Below are 17,018 nucleotides of genomic sequence, written 5' to 3'. Positions count from 1 at the left end.
AATATGAAAGTTATCTAATTATTTTAGGAGATGAAAATGTGAAACTTCGAAAAGACCTTCGCAACATCGCAATTATTGCCCACGTTGACCATGGTAAAACGACGCTTGTTGACCAATTGCTCCATCAAGCTGGTACTTTCCGTGCGAATGAAAATATCGCTGAGAGAGCCATGGATTCAAATGATTTAGAGCGAGAGCGCGGTATTACGATCTTAGCTAAAAATACTGCGATCCATTATAAAGATACACGCATTAATATTTTAGATACACCAGGACACGCCGATTTCGGTGGTGAAGTTGAGCGTATCATGAAAATGGTAGATGGTGTACTTCTCGTTGTGGATGCATATGAAGGTTGTATGCCTCAAACACGATTCGTGCTAAAAAAAGCACTTGAGCAAAACTTAACACCAATTGTTGTTGTCAATAAAATTGACCGTGACTTTGCTCGTCCAGCTGAAGTAGTCGATGAAGTCATTGACTTGTTCATTGAATTGGATGCAACAGAAGAACAGCTTGAATTCCCAGTTGTATATGCATCAGCAATCAATGGTACAGCAAGTAACGATGCTAGTAAGCAAGATGAAAATATGGAATCGTTGTTTGAAGCGATTGTCAACCATATCCCATGCCCAGTCGACAACCATGAAGAGCCGCTTCAATTCCAAGTGGCGCTACTTGATTACAATGATTATGTTGGAAGAATTGGAATTGGCCGTGTATTTAGAGGAACGATGCAAGTAGGACAGCAAGTTGCTCTAATGAAAGTGGATGGCAGTGTAAAACAATTCCGCGTGACAAAGATTTTTGGTTTCCAAGGGTTAAAACGAGTGGAAATCAATGAAGCGAAAGCTGGAGATCTTGTCGCAGTATCTGGTATGGAAGACATCAACGTAGGAGAAACAGTCTGCCCGGTAGAACACCAAGAGGCTTTGCCGATCCTTCGTATTGATGAGCCGACACTTCAAATGACATTTGTTGTCAATAACAGCCCGTTTGCAGGCCGTGAAGGAAAGTACGTGACATCACGTAAAATTGAAGAGCGTTTAGAACAGCAGCTTCAAACAGACGTAAGTCTTCGTGTAGATCCAACGGATTCACCTGATGCTTGGGTTGTATCAGGACGCGGTGAGCTTCATTTATCAATTCTGATTGAGAATATGAGACGTGAAGGATTTGAACTGCAAGTATCGAAGCCAGAAGTTATTGTAAAAGAAGTAGATGGTGTTCGATGTGAGCCTGTAGAGCGTGTTCAAATTGATGTACCTGAAGAGCATACTGGCTCTGTTATGGAATCAATGGGTGCAAGAAAAGGTGAAATGATTGACATGATCAATAATGGTAACGGTCAAGTTCGCCTGATCTTTACAGTTCCATCACGTGGTTTAATCGGATATACAACTGAATTTCTTTCATTAACTCGTGGTTTTGGTATTTTGAACCATACATTTGACAGCTACCAGCCGATGCAGTCTGGTCAAGTTGGCGGACGCCGTCAAGGTGTACTTGTTTCAATGGAAACAGGTAAAGCAACTGCTTACGGAATCCAAGGCGTTGAAGAGCGCGGTGTGATTTTCGTTGAGCCGGGTGTTGAAGTATACCAAGGAATGATTGTTGGTGAGCATAACCGTGAAAACGATCTTGTTGTCAACGTGAGCCGTATGAAACAACAAACAAACGTACGTTCAGCGACAAAAGATCAAACGGTTAGTATGAAAAAACCACGTATTATGTCACTTGAGGAATCTCTTGAGTACTTAAATGAAGACGAATACTGTGAGGTTACACCGGAATCGATCCGTTTAAGAAAGAAAATTTTAGATAAAAACGAACGTGAGAAAGCTGCGAAGAAGAAAAAGCTAGCAGGATTATCTTAATTCCATGAAGAATTAAAAAGATAGAACCCTGAAAGATAAGGGGAGGGAATCTTTTTGAATGATCAGGAAGTAAGTGAGAATCTATCCTTTTTCGCGATGCTGTTTCGTGTCGATGAAAATCCGCAAACAGGGATGTGGCTCCTATATGGCACCATCCTTGTTTTAGCGATTATTGTTTTTAAACTCGGCTTTGCTAGACGTTTACCGATTTTAAAAGCACTTGTCATTTATTTGTTTTTGATTTTTGGCTGCACGTTTCTCACATTTCTAGGAATCTTCTTGCCAGTAGCAGAAGGCCTGGTTGTGGCAGCTGTCATTTTGATTATTTATAAAATACGGCTGCATCGTGCGAAAAAAGAAGGAACAGTGAGTACGTAAAAAAGACCTGAACTTGTGTCAGGTCTTTTTTATGTCTTCTGTTCTTTTTTTCCTTTTTTCTTCTTTTTCTCTTTCGTCGCAGGATCTTGATAAAGAGAGAATCTGCCTGTTTTGATGCGTGCCTCTGTCTTTACTTTAATTCTTTCTTGGCAGTCATCGCACATATATGTATGAATCGGTCGATTTCTTAACCGTTTAGCAACAAGTGTATCATCATTAATGGTTTCAAGCTTTTCACATAATGAGCACTTCACTCTCATCATTTTCACCTCACTTTGGTCATGCCTTCATTATAGCATGTTTTTTGAGCCACTTAAAATCAGCATAAAAAAGGCTTATATCACAAGAGATATAAGCCGTTCTCATTATTTCTTCTGATTCATATGATGGTTTGATTGATCGTTTTGATTTTTTTCTAATTGCTTTTGATCTTGTTGTTTGAGCTGATGATTCGGATCATTCGTCGGATCTGTTTCGTTACGGTCGATTTCATTTCGAGGCATTTCTGGCATAACACGGCCCACAATGGCTGCTAGTTCATCCATAATTCCGCTTACTGGTCTGCCAGCTTGAATTTCTTTGCCCATTTCCTTTAAACGGCTCACTGTATCTGGATCAGCGACGACAACAGCATTCGCACCTTCTGGGTCATTTTTCAGAGCTTTGGCGACTGAATATTTAATGGTTTCAACTTTGCTTCTATCTAAATCATCTTTTACATCAATGCCAACGACAGCGTACTTGCCGATGACGATCGCTGTTGCGTCATTTACATCTGCTACATGCTCAGTCACATTCACTAGGTGTTTTGCCACATCTGTTGATGGGCGGGCTTTGTCAGTGTTTTTCTTGGATGAGTCTGATACTCTTACTAAATGCTTGTTTCCGTCTTGATGTTCTTGTGCCAAAGGCTTCTCTTGATGTTGGCAAGCGCCTAATAAAAGAATGGTTTGAACCATGAATAACGTCAAAAATAGTCGCATGTGTATTCCCTCCTTCACAAACTGCATGATTTATTTTATTGTTGAATTAACCTTCTAACTTTATTCATGAAAACATATATTTTAACAATCGTTTTTGGAAAGACAAGGATGAATGAAACCCCGATCAGGAGGCGAAGGACCTGAGTAAAATTTATGTATTAGACACAAATGTGTTATTACAGGATCCGAATTCAATCTTTTCATTTGAAGACAACGAGGTCGTGATTCCGGCCGTAGTGTTAGAAGAAGTTGACTCGAAAAAAAGATATATGGACGAGGTTGGGCAAAATGCACGACGTGTCTCACGTTTAATCGACGGCTTGAGATCGAAAGGCAAACTGCATGAAAAAATTACGCTGGAGTCAAAAGGAACACTTCGTATTGAGCTGAATCATCGCTCTTTCCATGAACTTCAAGAAATTTTCATCGAAAAAACAAACGATAACCGGATTTTGGCTGTTGCCAAGAATTTGAGCTTAGAGGAAGAAACAAAACCGGATGGCCGGCCTGTTATTTTGGTCAGCAAAGATGTCCTGGTGCGAGTAAAGGCGGATGCCATTGGTCTGCAAGCAGAGGATTTCTTAAGCGATCGTGTGCTGCAAAATGAAGACATTGATAACGGCTATCATGAGCTCTATATTCCGACTGAGCAGCTGAATACATTTTATAAGCAAAATCAGTTACCAATAAAAGACGTCACCCAAACGCCATTAAACCCTCATCAATTTGTTATTATGAAGGGAAATGAGGGTGGTTCTGCTTTGGGGATGCTTGATCAAAAAGCAGAGCATGTGAAACGGCTTATTTATGACCAAGAACATATTTGGGGAATTCGCCCAAAAAATGTCCAGCAAACGATGGCGCTTGAGTTACTTTTACGCCGCGATATTCCGCTTGTGACACTTATCGGAAAAGCGGGAACAGGAAAGACACTGCTTGCACTTGCTGCTGGATTAATGCAGACAGAGGACCTCGGCATGTTTAAAAAGCTCATCGTGGCCCGCTCTATTGTTCCTGTCGGTAAGGACTTAGGGTATTTGCCAGGCGAAAAAGAAGAGAAGCTCAGACCGTGGATGCAGCCGATCTATGACAACCTAGAATTTTTATTTAACACAAAAAAACCTGGTGAACTCGATGCGATACTAGCGGGCATCGGTTCAATTCAAGTGGAAGCTTTAACGTATATTCGCGGGAGAAGTATCCCTGATCAATTTATCATTATCGATGAGGCGCAAAACTTAACAAAACACGAAGTAAAAACATTATTAACGCGGGTTGGTGAGGGAAGTAAAATTGTGCTGATGGGAGACCCAGAGCAGATTGATCACCCTTATTTAGACAGCTTAAATAATGGGCTCACATATGTCATTGAGCGTTTCAAAGGGCAGCAAATATCTGGACATGTCAAGCTTGTCAAAGGAGAAAGGTCTGGACTTGCACAGCTTGCAGCTGATTTATTATAGTCCAGACCCGCCATCTTATGTAATGATTAACTCTTTGACGCCTTTAATCGGCTGAGTGATGTTGGACTGATCCTCGAAATAAACGTGGATTGGTCCTTCTTCTGTTATAGGTTTTCCATTTTGGCTGAAATGGGCAATGCTATCCATCGCCTTAGAGAGCGGAACAGCAATTGTTTCTGTTTCTGTGACAAATTCACACGTCTCCGCTTGTTCGAGCGGTTCTGCATTTTTTATCATGTCGCCAAGTTTCATCCCGAAGCTGCCTGTGACAAGTCTTTCTTTTTCGTACTTTTTCTCTGTTTTTAATGTGGGTGGAAGTGTTTGACCTTCTCTTATGACCCGCTCTTGATCAAGCTCCTGATCTAGCTGCTGCTCTTCGTTTGCTGCACTTTTCTCAAAAAATGAATCCATTAAAAATTTACGGTCATCAAAAATCCATACACTCGGATCAATGGTGATCTTGTATTGTACGTTCCCCTTGATTTGAATAATGCTCATGTTCAAGACAACCCCTTTCCAACATAAATTATAGAAGTTTTCGCCCGCTTTGTCACTTTCATAAACATGCACCTCCTTGTACAAACTACGATTAGACGAAAAATAGGGAGGATTTTGGGCATGGCATGTCGTGACAATGAAGAGCTTCAGCGATTTGTAGAAGAGGCAAAAAAGGTGGCCAAAAATGGAAAGGTAGCATCCTATATTCCGGCACTCGGTAAAGCGGATCAATCGGATTTATCTGTCGCTGTTTATCATGTGAGTAATACGTGCCACTCAGCAGGAAATGTTGATAAACGATTCACCCTGCAAAGTATTTCAAAAGTATTAGCACTGGCGCTTGTGCTCTCAGAAGAAGGACCGAAAAAAGTGTTTCAATATGTTGGACAAGAACCGACTGGCGACCCGTTTAATTCGATGATTAAACTAGAGACAGCAAGCCCAAATAAGCCGCTTAACCCAATGATTAATGCAGGAGCGCTTGCCGTTACAAGTTTAATCAGAGGGGCAACGCCGCAAGATCAGCTGAACCGGCTGCTTGGTTTTATTAGAGAGCTTGCCAATGACACCACCATTACATATTGCAAAGAAACCGCTGCATCCGAATTTGAAACATCAATGATTAACCGCGCAATGTGCTATTATATGAAGCAATATCATATCATTAAAGGGAATGTAGAAGAGGTGATGGATGTCTATACGAAGCAGTGCGCCGTCATGATGAACAGCCTGGATTTGGCGAAGATCGCGTGTGTTTTTTCATTAGATGGCAGGCATCCAGAGACAGGAAAGCAAATCCTTTCGAAAGATGTCGCTAGAATTTGTAAAACGTTTATGGTCACATGCGGTATGTACAATGCGAGCGGGGAATTTGCGATCAATATCGGAATCCCTGCTAAAAGTGGTGTTTCAGGCGGAATTATGGGGGCGGCGCCATACGACTTTGGGATAGGTATATTCGGGCCTGCTTTGGATGAAAAAGGGAATAGTATTGCGGGTATTAAGCTGCTTGAGCTCATGAGTGAAAAATATGAGATGAGTATCTTTTAATAACGAATGGCTTCTTTTTATTTTTACAGAGCGAACTGTACAAATCTGCTTGCAATTTTGGGCGTTTCGCTTTATGATAAATAGAAGAATTAGGTACTCGCCTGGGGAACGGAGGGATACTTTTGGCGTCAGAAATTTTAGTCGATCATCGGCAAAAAGCACTGGCTTTATTAAAATTGGATGCAGATAAAATTTTAAAATTGATCCAAGTGCAAATGGACAACTTAACGATGCCGCAATGTCCTCTTTATGAAGAGGTTTTAGATACTCAAATGTTCGGATTATCGAGAGAAATTGATTTCGCTGTCCGGCTTGGATTAGTTGATCAACATGAAGGCAAAAAACTACTCGATAAACTTGAGAGAGAACTATCCGCACTTCATGATGCGTTCACAAAAAAATAATGATTGAAAACTCAAACTTCCACAACATAAGTTTGAGTTTTTTTGTCCGCCTTTTTATTTTGATTGATGCCAAACGGACTTGATTGTCTCATGAAAGACGAACAATATAAAGAGGTAAAACGGGATCAAACGGAGAAAATGTAGTAGAATAAGAACAGCTAAGAGAAGAGAATATCAAGCAGTAGAAATAGACGTTAGGAAGAGGATTATATGTTAAAGAGAATGCTAAAATCGTATGACTACTCATTATTGTTCGCCATTATATTAATTAGCGCATTCGGCTTGGTGATGGTGTATAGCTCAAGTATGATTACATCTGTGATCAGATATGATGCTGCGCCAGATAATTTTTTCAAGAAACAGCTTTTATTTATGATTGTCGGGGCGGTCATCTTGATTTTTACAGCCCTCATTCCGTATCAGCTGCTCTTAAATAAAAGATTCCAAATTGTGATGCTTTTGCTATCTGTGTTTTCTCTCATTTATGTGTACTTTGGCGGTCACATTGCAGGGAATGCTAGAAGTTGGATCAAATTTGGGCCTTTTAGTCTTCAGCCAGCGGAATTCGTGAAGATCGTTGTCATCATTTATCTTGCTGCTGTCTATGCAAAGAAGCAGCATTATATTGACCATATTTTAAGAGGGGTTACACCTCCAATTGTGGTTGTCTCCATCCTATGCGGATTTATTATTTTGCAGCCAGACTATGGGACAGCTTTTATCATTGGTATGATTGCCCTTGCGATGATTTTATGCTCAGGGTTTAGCGGTAAAACGCTGGCCAAGCTGCTCGCTTTATTTAGTGCGGTGATGGTTGTTGTGACACCGTTTATTATTCTTTTTTGGGATAAAATTTTCACGCAGAATCGTCTTGGACGTTTTGAGAGTTTCCAAGATCCATTTAAAGACGCAGGCGCTTCTGGGCATCAATTGATTAATTCATATTATGCGATTGGATCAGGCGGCTTTTTTGGGCTTGGTCTTGGAGAGAGTGTACAAAAGTATGGATACCTTCCAGAACCGCATACAGATTTTATCATGGCAATTATCTCGGAAGAGCTTGGTTTTTTCGGTGTATTTTTTGTCCTTGCTCTCCTTGGCTTTATTGTCGTGAAAGGTTTTTACATTGCGAGAAAGTGTGAAGATCCGTTTGGAAGTTTGCTTGCAATAGGAATTTCTTCAATGATTGCCATCCAAACGTGTATTAATTTGGGCGGTGTTTCAGGGCTCATTCCGATCACTGGGGTCACACTTCCGTTTATCAGCTACGGGGGATCCTCTATCATTTTATTAAGTGGATGTATGGGAATATTGCTGAATATCAGCATGTTCACTGAATATAAAGAGCGTTATAAAAAGAAAAAATCAATCAGCAAACCATCGATTCAAAAAAATGGATTGCAGAAAACTTTGAATCTTTAGAAAACAAAAGTGTACAGTTTTCATTTCTTCCTTTATTATAGAGTACATATAAAATTTTAAGGGATATGGAGGAGTGAGAATGTCACAGAGAACAATTCAAAAGGTTCTAGTTGCAAACAGAGGGGAAATCGCTATCAGAGTCTTTAGGGCCTGTACGGAGCTCAACTTACGTACAGTGGCCATTTACTCCAAAGAAGACTCGGGCTCTTATCATCGCTATAAAGCCGATGAAGCATATCTAGTTGGAGAAGGGAAAAAGCCGATTGATGCCTACCTTGATATCGAGGGGATCATCGAAATTGCAAAACGAAATGACGTGGATGCGATTCATCCAGGATACGGATTTTTATCTGAAAACATTCATTTTGCAAGACGATGCGAAGAGGAAGGCATCCAATTCATCGGCCCAACTTCTCAACATTTAGATATGTTTGGAGATAAAGTAAAAGCGAGAGATGAAGCGAAAAAAGCTGGAATTCCAGTCATTCCAGGAAGTGACGGGCCAGTTGATTCGGTCAAAGAAGTCGAAAAATTCGGTGAAGAATACGGTTACCCGTTTATTATTAAAGCTTCACTTGGAGGCGGCGGCCGAGGTATGCGGATTGTCAGATCAAAAGAGGAGCTGAACGAAGCCTATGACCGTGCAAAGTCAGAGGCGAAAGCGGCCTTTGGAAATGACGAAGTATACGTTGAAAAGCTGATTGAAAATCCGAAACATATTGAAGTGCAGGTGATTGGAGACAATCACGGCAATATCATTCATTTATATGAGCGTGACTGCTCTGTTCAAAGGCGTCATCAAAAAGTCATTGAGGTTGCACCAAGTGTGTCCCTGTCAGATCAATTGCGTGAAAACATCTGTGAAGCGGCTGTTCAGCTGGCCCAGAATGTATCATATATCAATGCAGGGACTGTAGAATTCCTAGTGGCAAATGGGGAGTTTTATTTTATTGAAGTCAATCCTAGGGTCCAAGTGGAACACACGATCACAGAAATGATCACAGGTGTCGATATCGTCCAAACCCAAATTCTTGTCGCAAAAGGACACGACCTCCACAGCAAAGAAGTCGGGATACCAAAACAAGAAGATATCTTTACACATGGATTTGCCATTCAATCAAGGGTCACAACAGAAGATCCTTTGAATGACTTCATGCCAGATACAGGAAAAATCATGGCTTACCGTTCAGGCGGTGGTTTTGGAGTACGTCTTGATACAGGAAACAGCTTCCAAGGTGCGGTGATTACACCTTATTACGATTCACTGTTGGTCAAGCTGTCTACTTGGGCACTTACATTCGATCAAGCTGCGGCTAAAATGGTCCGAAATTTACAAGAATTCAGGATTCGTGGCATTAAAACAAATATCCCGTTTCTTGAAAACGTTGCAAAGCACGAGAAGTTTCTAAGAGGGGAATATGATACATCGTTTATTGATTCAACACCAGAGCTATTTAACTTCCCTAAGCAAAAAGACCGCGGAACGAAAATGCTTACTTATATTGGTAACGTTACCATTAATGGGTTCCCTGGTATTTCGGAAAATAAGAAGCCTCATTTTGATAAACCAAATGTGCCGAAACTTGCTGTCCATGAAACGATTCCTTCTGGAACAAAACAATTGTTAGACAAGCATGGACCTGAGGGGCTCGCCAATTGGGTGAAAGAGCAAAGCAGTGTACTTTTAACGGATACAACTTTTAGAGACGCACATCAATCCCTGCTTGCAACACGCTTTAGAACACACGACTTAAAGAAAGTTGCGCAGCCAACAGCAGGTTTATGGCCAGAGTTATTCAGTATGGAAATGTGGGGCGGCGCTACATTTGATGTGGCATATCGTTTCTTGAAAGAAGATCCTTGGGAAAGATTGAAAGAGCTTCGTCAAGAAGTGCCAAACACTTTGTTCCAAATGCTATTAAGATCATCAAACGCTGTCGGATATACAAACTATGCGGATAATGTGATTAAAGCATTTGTAAAGGAATCGGCAGAGGCAGGCATTGACGTCTTCCGTATTTTTGACAGCCTAAACTGGGTCAAAGGCATGACGCTTGCCATTGATTCTGTTCGTGAATCAGGCAAAGTGGCAGAGGCAGCGATTTGTTATACAGGTGATATTCTTGATCCATCACGTCCGAAATATGATTTGAAATATTATGTCTCTCTTGCGAAGGAGCTTGAATCCGCAGGCGCTCATATTTTAGGCATTAAAGATATGGCGGGATTATTAAAACCGCAGGCGGCTTATGAACTTGTATCTGCTCTAAAAGACGAGCTCACGATTCCAATCCATCTTCATACACACGATACGAGTGGAAATGGACTCTTCACCTATGCAAGAGCGATTGATGCAGGTGTTGATATTGTTGATGTTGCAGTCAGCTCTATGGCGGGGCTCACATCACAACCAAGTGCGAGCTCATTATATTATGCTTTAGACGGACATGAAAGAAAGCCCGAAATGAATGTTCAAGCGGTTGAACGTCTTTCTCAATATTGGGATTCCGTCAGAAAATATTACCATGAGTTTGAAAGCGGAATGAATTCACCGCATACAGAAATTTATGAGCATGAAATGCCTGGTGGCCAGTATAGTAACCTGCAACAGCAGGCGAAAGGGGTCGGCCTTGGCGACCGCTGGAATGAAGTAAAAGAAATGTACAGACGTGTAAATGACATGTTTGGTGACATTGTGAAAGTGACACCGTCTTCTAAAGTGGTCGGAGATATGGCACTTTATATGGTGCAAAACGATCTGACAGAAGAGGATGTTTATGAAAAAGGAGCAACACTGGATTTCCCAGATTCGGTTGTTGAATTGTTTAAAGGCTATTTAGGACAGCCTCATGGCGGATTCCCAGAAAAATTGCAAAAGCTGATTTTAAAAGGGGAGGAGCCGCTTACTGTCAGACCAGGTGAGAAACTGAAACCAGTGGACTTTGAAGAAATCAAAAAGCAGTTCAAAGAATCGCATGACTTGACGTTAACAGAACAAGATGCCATTGCATATGCTTTATACCCGAAAGTCTTTTCTGAATTTGTTCAAACAGCAGAAAGCTATGGAGACATCTCTGTTCTTGACACACCAACCTTCTTCTACGGCATGAGACTTGGTGAAGAAATTGAGGTAGAAATTGAAAAAGGGAAAACCCTCATTGTCAAACTCGTGTCAATTGGAGAACCGAATCCGGACGCTACAAGAGTGCTTTACTTTGAGCTGAATGGACAACCGCGTGAAGTGGTCATTAAGGATGAAAGCATCAAATCCTCCGTTCAAGAAAAAATGAAGGCAGATCGCTCAAATCCAAATCACATTGCGGCATCGATGCCAGGCACTGTGATCAAAGTGCTTGTTGAAAAAGGACAGAAAATTTCTCAAGGTGAGCATTTGATGATCAATGAAGCGATGAAAATGGAAACGACGGTACAAGCACCGTTCTCAGCAGTCGTGGATGAAATTCATGTCACGAATGGAGAAGGGATTCAAACTGGAGATCTGTTGATTGTCTTAAAGCCTGAATAATGAGTGAGACACATCCACTGCGATGTGTCTCAGCGTGTAGACAAACCCTTGCATTCTTTGTCAGTCCTGCGTGCTGGTGCTCACGAATGTCAAATTCGCTCCGCTCCAGTACTCGTTCTTTTCCTAGACTTCAAGGGCTTTCTATCACGCTGAAAAGAAAACAAAGGGCTAAAATAAAGAGCATTTTAGCCCTTTGTCAACAATCCAAGACACATCCACTGTGATGTGTCTTTTTTTTTGAGCGCATTAAAATGTGCAGCCGCCCGCTAGAGTGATTACACTATAGAATGAGGTGAAGAAAGAGTGGAAATTGTCGTGATTTGGTTTCGCCGAGATATGCGATTGGATGATCATATCGCCTTATCAAAAGCGATCACATATGCAAAAAAACATCAGTACCGATTATTTGCTTTTTATCATCTAGATCCGTTTTTTACAGAAATGGAACTGGATTTGAACAACGAACATTTCTTTCAAAACTTGGCCAATTTCGTCAAGGAAGCGAGAGAATCTCACATGTATGTTCATCTCATTCATGATGATATTTTGTCCGCTTTTCAAAAGCTCATGAATGCTTATGACATCAATGCGGTCTTTTTTAATGAGGACGAAGTAGGAAATGGTCGAACACGTGATGAGCAAGTGACCCGTTTCTTAGAAGAAAAGGGCATTCATGTGTCAAAGTGGCAAGATACGCATCTGCATGGGGCGAGAGATATTTTAAAAGCGGATGGGTCTCATTATCAAGTGTTTACTCCATACTATCAAGCGTGGCGGAAGCAGGAGAAGCAGTCTGTGATAAAAGTTGACAAATCATTTCTGAGCAGTGAGCACACGATTTGTGATGAGTCACTTTCTGAAAAGGGAGATGAGAAACTAAGGGACATCATCAAGAAATGTACAAGGAAATTCGATCAGATTGGGTCAGACAAAGCGAGAAGCACGCTAGGCGGCTTTATTCAAGAAAGATTGACGCGTTATCACGAGAAACGAGATATTCCGTCTGTTTTTGGGACGAGCAAGCTGTCTCGGTTCTTAAAAACCGGGACCATTTCTATTCGCACAATCTTTCATGCGGTCAATGAGGAAGAACTTTTTGAAGATGAGGGCAAGGAAACATTTATCAAAGAGCTGGCATGGCGTGATTTTTATCATATGATCTTTGCGCATTATCCAGAGATGAAAGAAAAAGAAATCAATGCCTCCTTTCAACATATAAAATGGAATGATGATGAGACACTTTTTGAAGCTTGGTGTAAAGGACAAACAGGCTTCCCGCTCGTTGACGCTGGGATGAGACAGTTAAATGAAGAAGGCTGGATGCATAACCGTTTGAGAATGGTGACGGCTTCATTCCTGACAAAAGATTATCTCATCGATTGGAGAATGGGCGAAGCGTATTTTGCGAGAAAACTTGTCGACTATGATGAGGCTTCGAATATTGGAGGATTTCAGTGGGCAGCCTCTGTCGGAACGGATGCTGTTCCTTACTTCCGTATTTTTAACCCAACGACCCAGTCGAAACGATTTGACCCAAGCGGAGAATATATTAGAAGGTATGTACCAGAACTAAAGCATGTGAATGAAAAATGGATTCATGAACCGAGTAAAATGCCGATAGATGAGCAAATGAAATCGGGATGCATGCTGGGGGATACATATCCTCTGCCTACAGTCGATCATCAAGAAAGACGAAAAAAGGCCATTTCGCTATTCGAAGAAGCGAAACAAACATAAAAGAAATCCCCCTTTTCGGATGAAAGGGGGATTGTATGTTTATCTGAAAGGCTCTCTATTTTCATATTTAAACCGGGCAATGAGTAAGCAGAAGTAGCATAGTACCCCAAACAAACAAGAAATAAAGAATGAATGAGCAAGCGCATAACCGAGTGCGAGATGAGAATAAACAGACATGACACCAGAGATCGCTTGAAGTGTAATCAGAATGGCTGAAATGATCCATCCATAATACAGCTGCTTTTGTTCTTTATAATGTTTAAGGGCATGGAACATCGCAACAAATATCCAAACGAATAAAAGAAGGGCTGCTGCTCGGTGAGACATTTGAACCCATTGATTAAAATACGCTGGAAGTGCGCCGTCTTTTGAACAAAATGGGAAGACAGAGCATGCAAGACTTGATTTTGTATGTCTCACATAGGCGCCCGTATACACCACAATATACGTATATGTGATCAACCCATAAATATGGAACTGCATTCTTTTGCCGATATGAAGCGGCTTCACAAGCTTTGTTTCAGATCTGGTGGCTTCAAACACAAGCAGTGCCAGCAGTAAAACGGAAGCAAAAGAAATCAGTGAAATACCGAAGTGCAGTGCCATGACAAGTGCGTTAGAACCAAACACAACGGCGAGTGCCCCTAACAGCGCTTGAAGCAGTAAGAATATAATGGACATGATGACCAAAAATTTGGTTTCACGGAATACTGGACTGATTTTTTTCCAGCATAAGACCGCCAGTGCCAGTACAAGAATGGTGGAAACTCCTGTTGACATGCGGTGGCTCCATTCGATAATGGAAGCAGGGTTCATTTCTGGAAAGAAACGACCGTGGCAAAGGGGCCACTGTCTGCCGCAGCCAAGACCGGAGCCAGTTTTCGTCACAAGCGCACCGCCAATCAGAACGATCAGCATCACAAATGTTGTGACAACGCTCAATAACCTTAAAGCAAATTTCATCAAATGATTTCACCTTCTCTAAATAACTTCTGATCTAAATGAAAACCTCACATGCTCTCAAGTTTAAGCCAAATGCGTGTTCTGTTGCAATTCATAATGACCAAAGTTCACAAAAAAATGATATGTTAGTTCACAAAGTTTACAGATTTAGAGTGCTTGATCTTTCTTTGACAGTCTGATAGAAATAGAGGAGAGAATATTTCATTTTGCACCGCCTTCTGAAACGCACATCCTAATAAATTCACGAAAAGTTCACAAATAACTTCAAGTTTGTCGTTTATTATTTAATAGGATGTTTTTTTACAGCTCTTTATCTTGTATGATAGAGTTGTAACGATTTTACGTTTTATTCGTTCGTTTGAAGGTTTGGGCAAGGGAGGTTATACACATTGGCAAATTCCAAAACAGCCGCGGAAGCAGCTATTCATGGACAAATAGAAGAAACAACCGCTTTAAAAGATTTTCTTGCTCTTATTAAAATGGGCATCGTCAATTCCAATTTCATTACAACTTTTACTGGAATGTGGCTTGCTTTTTATTTTACAGATATGAGTTTTCTTGGGAATCTTGATATTGTGCTGTTAACAATGATTGGTTCTTCTCTTATTATTGCCGGTTCATGCGCCATTAATAATGCGTTTGACCGTGATATTGATATACTAATGGAAAGAACAAAAACAAGACCGACGGTGACAGGTAAAGTTCAGCCGGGTCAAGCGTATGCATTTGGTATTCTGCTTGTTGTACTTGGACTGATTATGCTTCTGATGACAACTGTTACATCAGCAGTGATTGGATTTATCGGTGTCTTTACTTATGCAGTTCTATACACGATGTGGTCTAAACGTCATTACACCATTAATACAGTCATTGGGAGTGTATCTGGTGCGGTTCCGCCATTAATTGGCTGGACAGCTGTTACAGGCACCATCGACACAACGGCTTGGGTCCTGTTTATGATTATGTTCATCTGGCAAATTCCGCATTTCTTATCACTTGCGATTAAGAAAACGGAAGATTACCGCAAAGCAGGTATTCCAATGCTGCCAGTTGTTTACGGCTTTGAAGTCACAAAACGCCAAATCATCATTTGGACAGCATGTCTTCTCCCGCTTCCATTTTTCTTAGGTGGATTAGGATGGCCGATTGTCGCACTTGGCACATTGCTGAACATTGGATGGCTCGTCATTGGTCTTATGGGCTTTAAAATGAAAGATATCATGAAGTGGTCAACACTCATGTTCGTTTATTCATTAAACTACTTAACGATCTTTTTCGTTGCGATGATTATTATTACACTATTCTAGAGTGAAATACACTTTGATCACATCAAAACAATGGCTATATCTTATAACACAACATTTTCTTACAACTATGAAAGCCGCCTGATATTCAGTTCTATTTAGGCGGCTTTCTGTTTATACATAGATGGTATTTTGAGTAAAAACATCATTTTTTTATGAAAAGAGGAAATGTAAGTGCTTTTATAAGAGGCGGGGGTTATGGATGGGTGAAAGGTGATTTTATAAATAAGAGGTAAAAGCGAAAGGCAAAGGAGATCAAGCAAAAGGGGTTGGGACAAATTATGATAAGAAAATGGCGTGTTTATTCACTGTTTCTCTTACTGACGCTCGTTTTGGCGGGCTGCGGTGAACCATACTTATCAACACTCAAGCCAGTTGGGGAAGTAGCAGATAAACAGTTTTTCCTAACGGTACTGAGTACACTTATTATGGTTCTTGTCGTTATTGTTGTATCGATCATTTTCTTTTACGTCATCATTAAATTCAAACGTTCTAAAGTGGGAGAAGATACGATTCCTAAACAGGTAGAAGGGAACCGTAACCTCGAAATTACGTGGACAGCGATTCCGATACTTCTACTCATTATTCTCGTTGTACCTGTTGTGGCATACACGCTTGAGCTAGGGGATACAAGCGCTATGGATAAGAAAAAACGAGATCCTGAAAAAACACTTGTTGTGAATGTAAGAGCCAGCTTATATTGGTGGGAATTTGAATACCCTGATTATGGGATTGTGACAAGTCAGGAATTGATTGTTCCAACTGATCAAAAGGTTTATTTTAAGCTGAAAGCATCTGATGTGAAACACTCATTCTGGATTCCATCAGCTGGGGGTAAAATTGATACAAATACAGACAACGAGAACAAGTTTTATTTAACATTTGACTCAAAACGAACGAAAGATGCTGGAGAATATTTCTATGGGAAATGTGCAGAGCTTTGTGGTCCATCACATGCTTTAATGGACTTTAAAGTTAAAACGCTTTCTCAAGATGAGTTTTTAGGCTGGACGAAAAAGATGACAGATTATAAAAAGCCTGCATCTACGTCAGATCTAGCCCTTGAGGGTGAAAAACTCTTTAAAGAGAAAAACTGTTTAAGTTGTCACGCGGTAGAGCCTGGAGATGAACGACCAGAGGCGGCAAGGACTGCACCAAACCTTGCAACCTTCGGAGAGCGGACAAAAGTAGCTGGAATTAAAGACATGAACAAAGAAAATGTCAAAGCATGGCTGAAAGATCCAGAGAGCTTTAAACCAGGTAATAAGATGACAGGGACGTACCCTAAACTAAATGATTCAGAAGCAGATGCACTCTACGAGTATTTAAAAGGTCTTAAAATACAGTAAATGCCTTGAGCAGCTTGAAGTTGCGCACATTCAAAAGGGTATACGATCTATGTGAAGTTTTTGT

General features: G+C 40.8%; 14 protein-coding genes. 10 read left to right on the top strand and 4 right to left on the bottom strand.

Annotation, left to right across the window (positions count from 1 at the left end):
* Positions 1-38 precede the first annotated feature (38 nt).
* The gene (gene typA / locus FBF75_RS02320) at positions 39-1,877 is read left to right on the top strand and encodes a translational GTPase TypA (protein ID WP_008345068.1); all 1,839 of its coding nucleotides are present in this window, start codon (positions 39-41) and stop codon (positions 1,875-1,877) included.
* Positions 1,878-1,973: 96 nt separating this feature from the next.
* Positions 1,974-2,255 (top strand): YlaH-like family protein, encoded by a 282-nt coding sequence (locus FBF75_RS02315; RefSeq protein ID WP_045034298.1) that lies wholly within the window; start codon positions 1,974-1,976, stop codon positions 2,253-2,255.
* Between the two features lie 29 nt (positions 2,256-2,284).
* Here FBF75_RS02315 and FBF75_RS02310 read toward each other — a convergent pair whose 3' ends face one another.
* Both FBF75_RS02310 and FBF75_RS02305 read right to left on the bottom strand, forming a co-directional pair.
* Complete coding sequence (locus tag FBF75_RS02310; RefSeq protein ID WP_008345063.1) at positions 2,285-2,515, bottom strand: YlaI family protein; 231 nt, start codon at positions 2,513-2,515, stop codon at positions 2,285-2,287.
* Between the two features lie 105 nt (positions 2,516-2,620).
* Positions 2,621-3,238 carry a YhcN/YlaJ family sporulation lipoprotein gene (locus FBF75_RS02305; RefSeq protein WP_008345059.1) on the bottom strand — a complete coding sequence of 206 codons (618 nt, stop codon included), beginning with the start codon at positions 3,236-3,238 and terminating at the stop codon, positions 2,621-2,623.
* Positions 3,239-3,378: 140 nt separating this feature from the next.
* Here FBF75_RS02305 and FBF75_RS02300 point away from each other — a divergent pair, with 140 nt between their 5' ends.
* On the top strand, positions 3,379-4,701 hold the full coding sequence (locus FBF75_RS02300) for a PhoH family protein (RefSeq protein WP_025207279.1): 1,323 nt from the start codon (positions 3,379-3,381) through the stop codon (positions 4,699-4,701).
* Between the two features lie 15 nt (positions 4,702-4,716).
* Here the strand turns inward: FBF75_RS02300 and FBF75_RS02295 are convergent, their stop codons facing one another.
* On the bottom strand, positions 4,717-5,199 hold the full coding sequence (locus FBF75_RS02295) for a hypothetical protein (protein ID WP_008345056.1): 483 nt from the start codon (positions 5,197-5,199) through the stop codon (positions 4,717-4,719).
* A 120-nt stretch (positions 5,200-5,319) separates the two neighbouring features.
* Here FBF75_RS02295 and glsA point away from each other — a divergent pair, with 120 nt between their 5' ends.
* The 5 genes from glsA to FBF75_RS02270 all read left to right on the top strand — a co-directional run bounded on the left by glsA (position 5,320) and on the right by FBF75_RS02270 (position 13,338).
* Positions 5,320-6,249: a glutaminase A gene (gene glsA / locus FBF75_RS02290; protein ID WP_035392166.1), complete on the top strand. Its 930-nt coding sequence runs from the start codon at positions 5,320-5,322 to the stop codon at positions 6,247-6,249.
* 122 nt (positions 6,250-6,371) lie between these two features.
* On the top strand, positions 6,372-6,653 hold the full coding sequence (locus tag FBF75_RS02285; RefSeq protein ID WP_003212509.1) for an Fpa/YlaN family protein: 282 nt from the start codon (positions 6,372-6,374) through the stop codon (positions 6,651-6,653).
* 210 nt (positions 6,654-6,863) lie between these two features.
* Positions 6,864-8,075, top strand: a complete 1,212-nt coding sequence (gene ftsW, locus FBF75_RS02280; RefSeq protein ID WP_008345051.1) for a putative lipid II flippase FtsW — start codon at positions 6,864-6,866, stop codon at positions 8,073-8,075.
* Between the two features lie 79 nt (positions 8,076-8,154).
* The gene (gene pyc / locus FBF75_RS02275) at positions 8,155-11,601 is read left to right on the top strand and encodes a pyruvate carboxylase (RefSeq protein WP_025207282.1); all 3,447 of its coding nucleotides are present in this window, start codon (positions 8,155-8,157) and stop codon (positions 11,599-11,601) included.
* Between the two features lie 303 nt (positions 11,602-11,904).
* Positions 11,905-13,338 carry a cryptochrome/photolyase family protein gene (locus FBF75_RS02270; RefSeq protein WP_046527240.1) on the top strand — a complete coding sequence of 478 codons (1,434 nt, stop codon included), beginning with the start codon at positions 11,905-11,907 and terminating at the stop codon, positions 13,336-13,338.
* Positions 13,339-13,377: 39 nt separating this feature from the next.
* Here FBF75_RS02270 and FBF75_RS02265 read toward each other — a convergent pair whose 3' ends face one another.
* The gene (locus FBF75_RS02265) at positions 13,378-14,301 is read right to left on the bottom strand and encodes a COX15/CtaA family protein (RefSeq protein WP_025207284.1); all 924 of its coding nucleotides are present in this window, start codon (positions 14,299-14,301) and stop codon (positions 13,378-13,380) included.
* Positions 14,302-14,690: 389 nt separating this feature from the next.
* Here FBF75_RS02265 and cyoE point away from each other — a divergent pair, with 389 nt between their 5' ends.
* Positions 14,691-15,608, top strand: coding sequence for a heme o synthase (gene cyoE / locus FBF75_RS02260; RefSeq protein WP_007499825.1), 918 nt, complete (start codon positions 14,691-14,693; stop codon positions 15,606-15,608).
* Between the two features lie 278 nt (positions 15,609-15,886).
* A complete protein-coding gene (coxB, locus tag FBF75_RS02255; RefSeq protein WP_039168612.1) occupies positions 15,887-16,954 on the top strand; it encodes a cytochrome c oxidase subunit II in 1,068 nt (355 codons plus the stop codon).
* Positions 16,955-17,018: the final 64 nt, after the last annotated feature.

The sequence above is a fragment of the Bacillus sp. S2(2019) genome (assembly GCF_005144805.1).
In the GTDB taxonomy this organism is placed as follows: domain Bacteria; phylum Bacillota; class Bacilli; order Bacillales; family Bacillaceae; genus Bacillus; species Bacillus altitudinis.
This window is presented reverse-complemented; position numbering and strand designations above follow the sequence as displayed.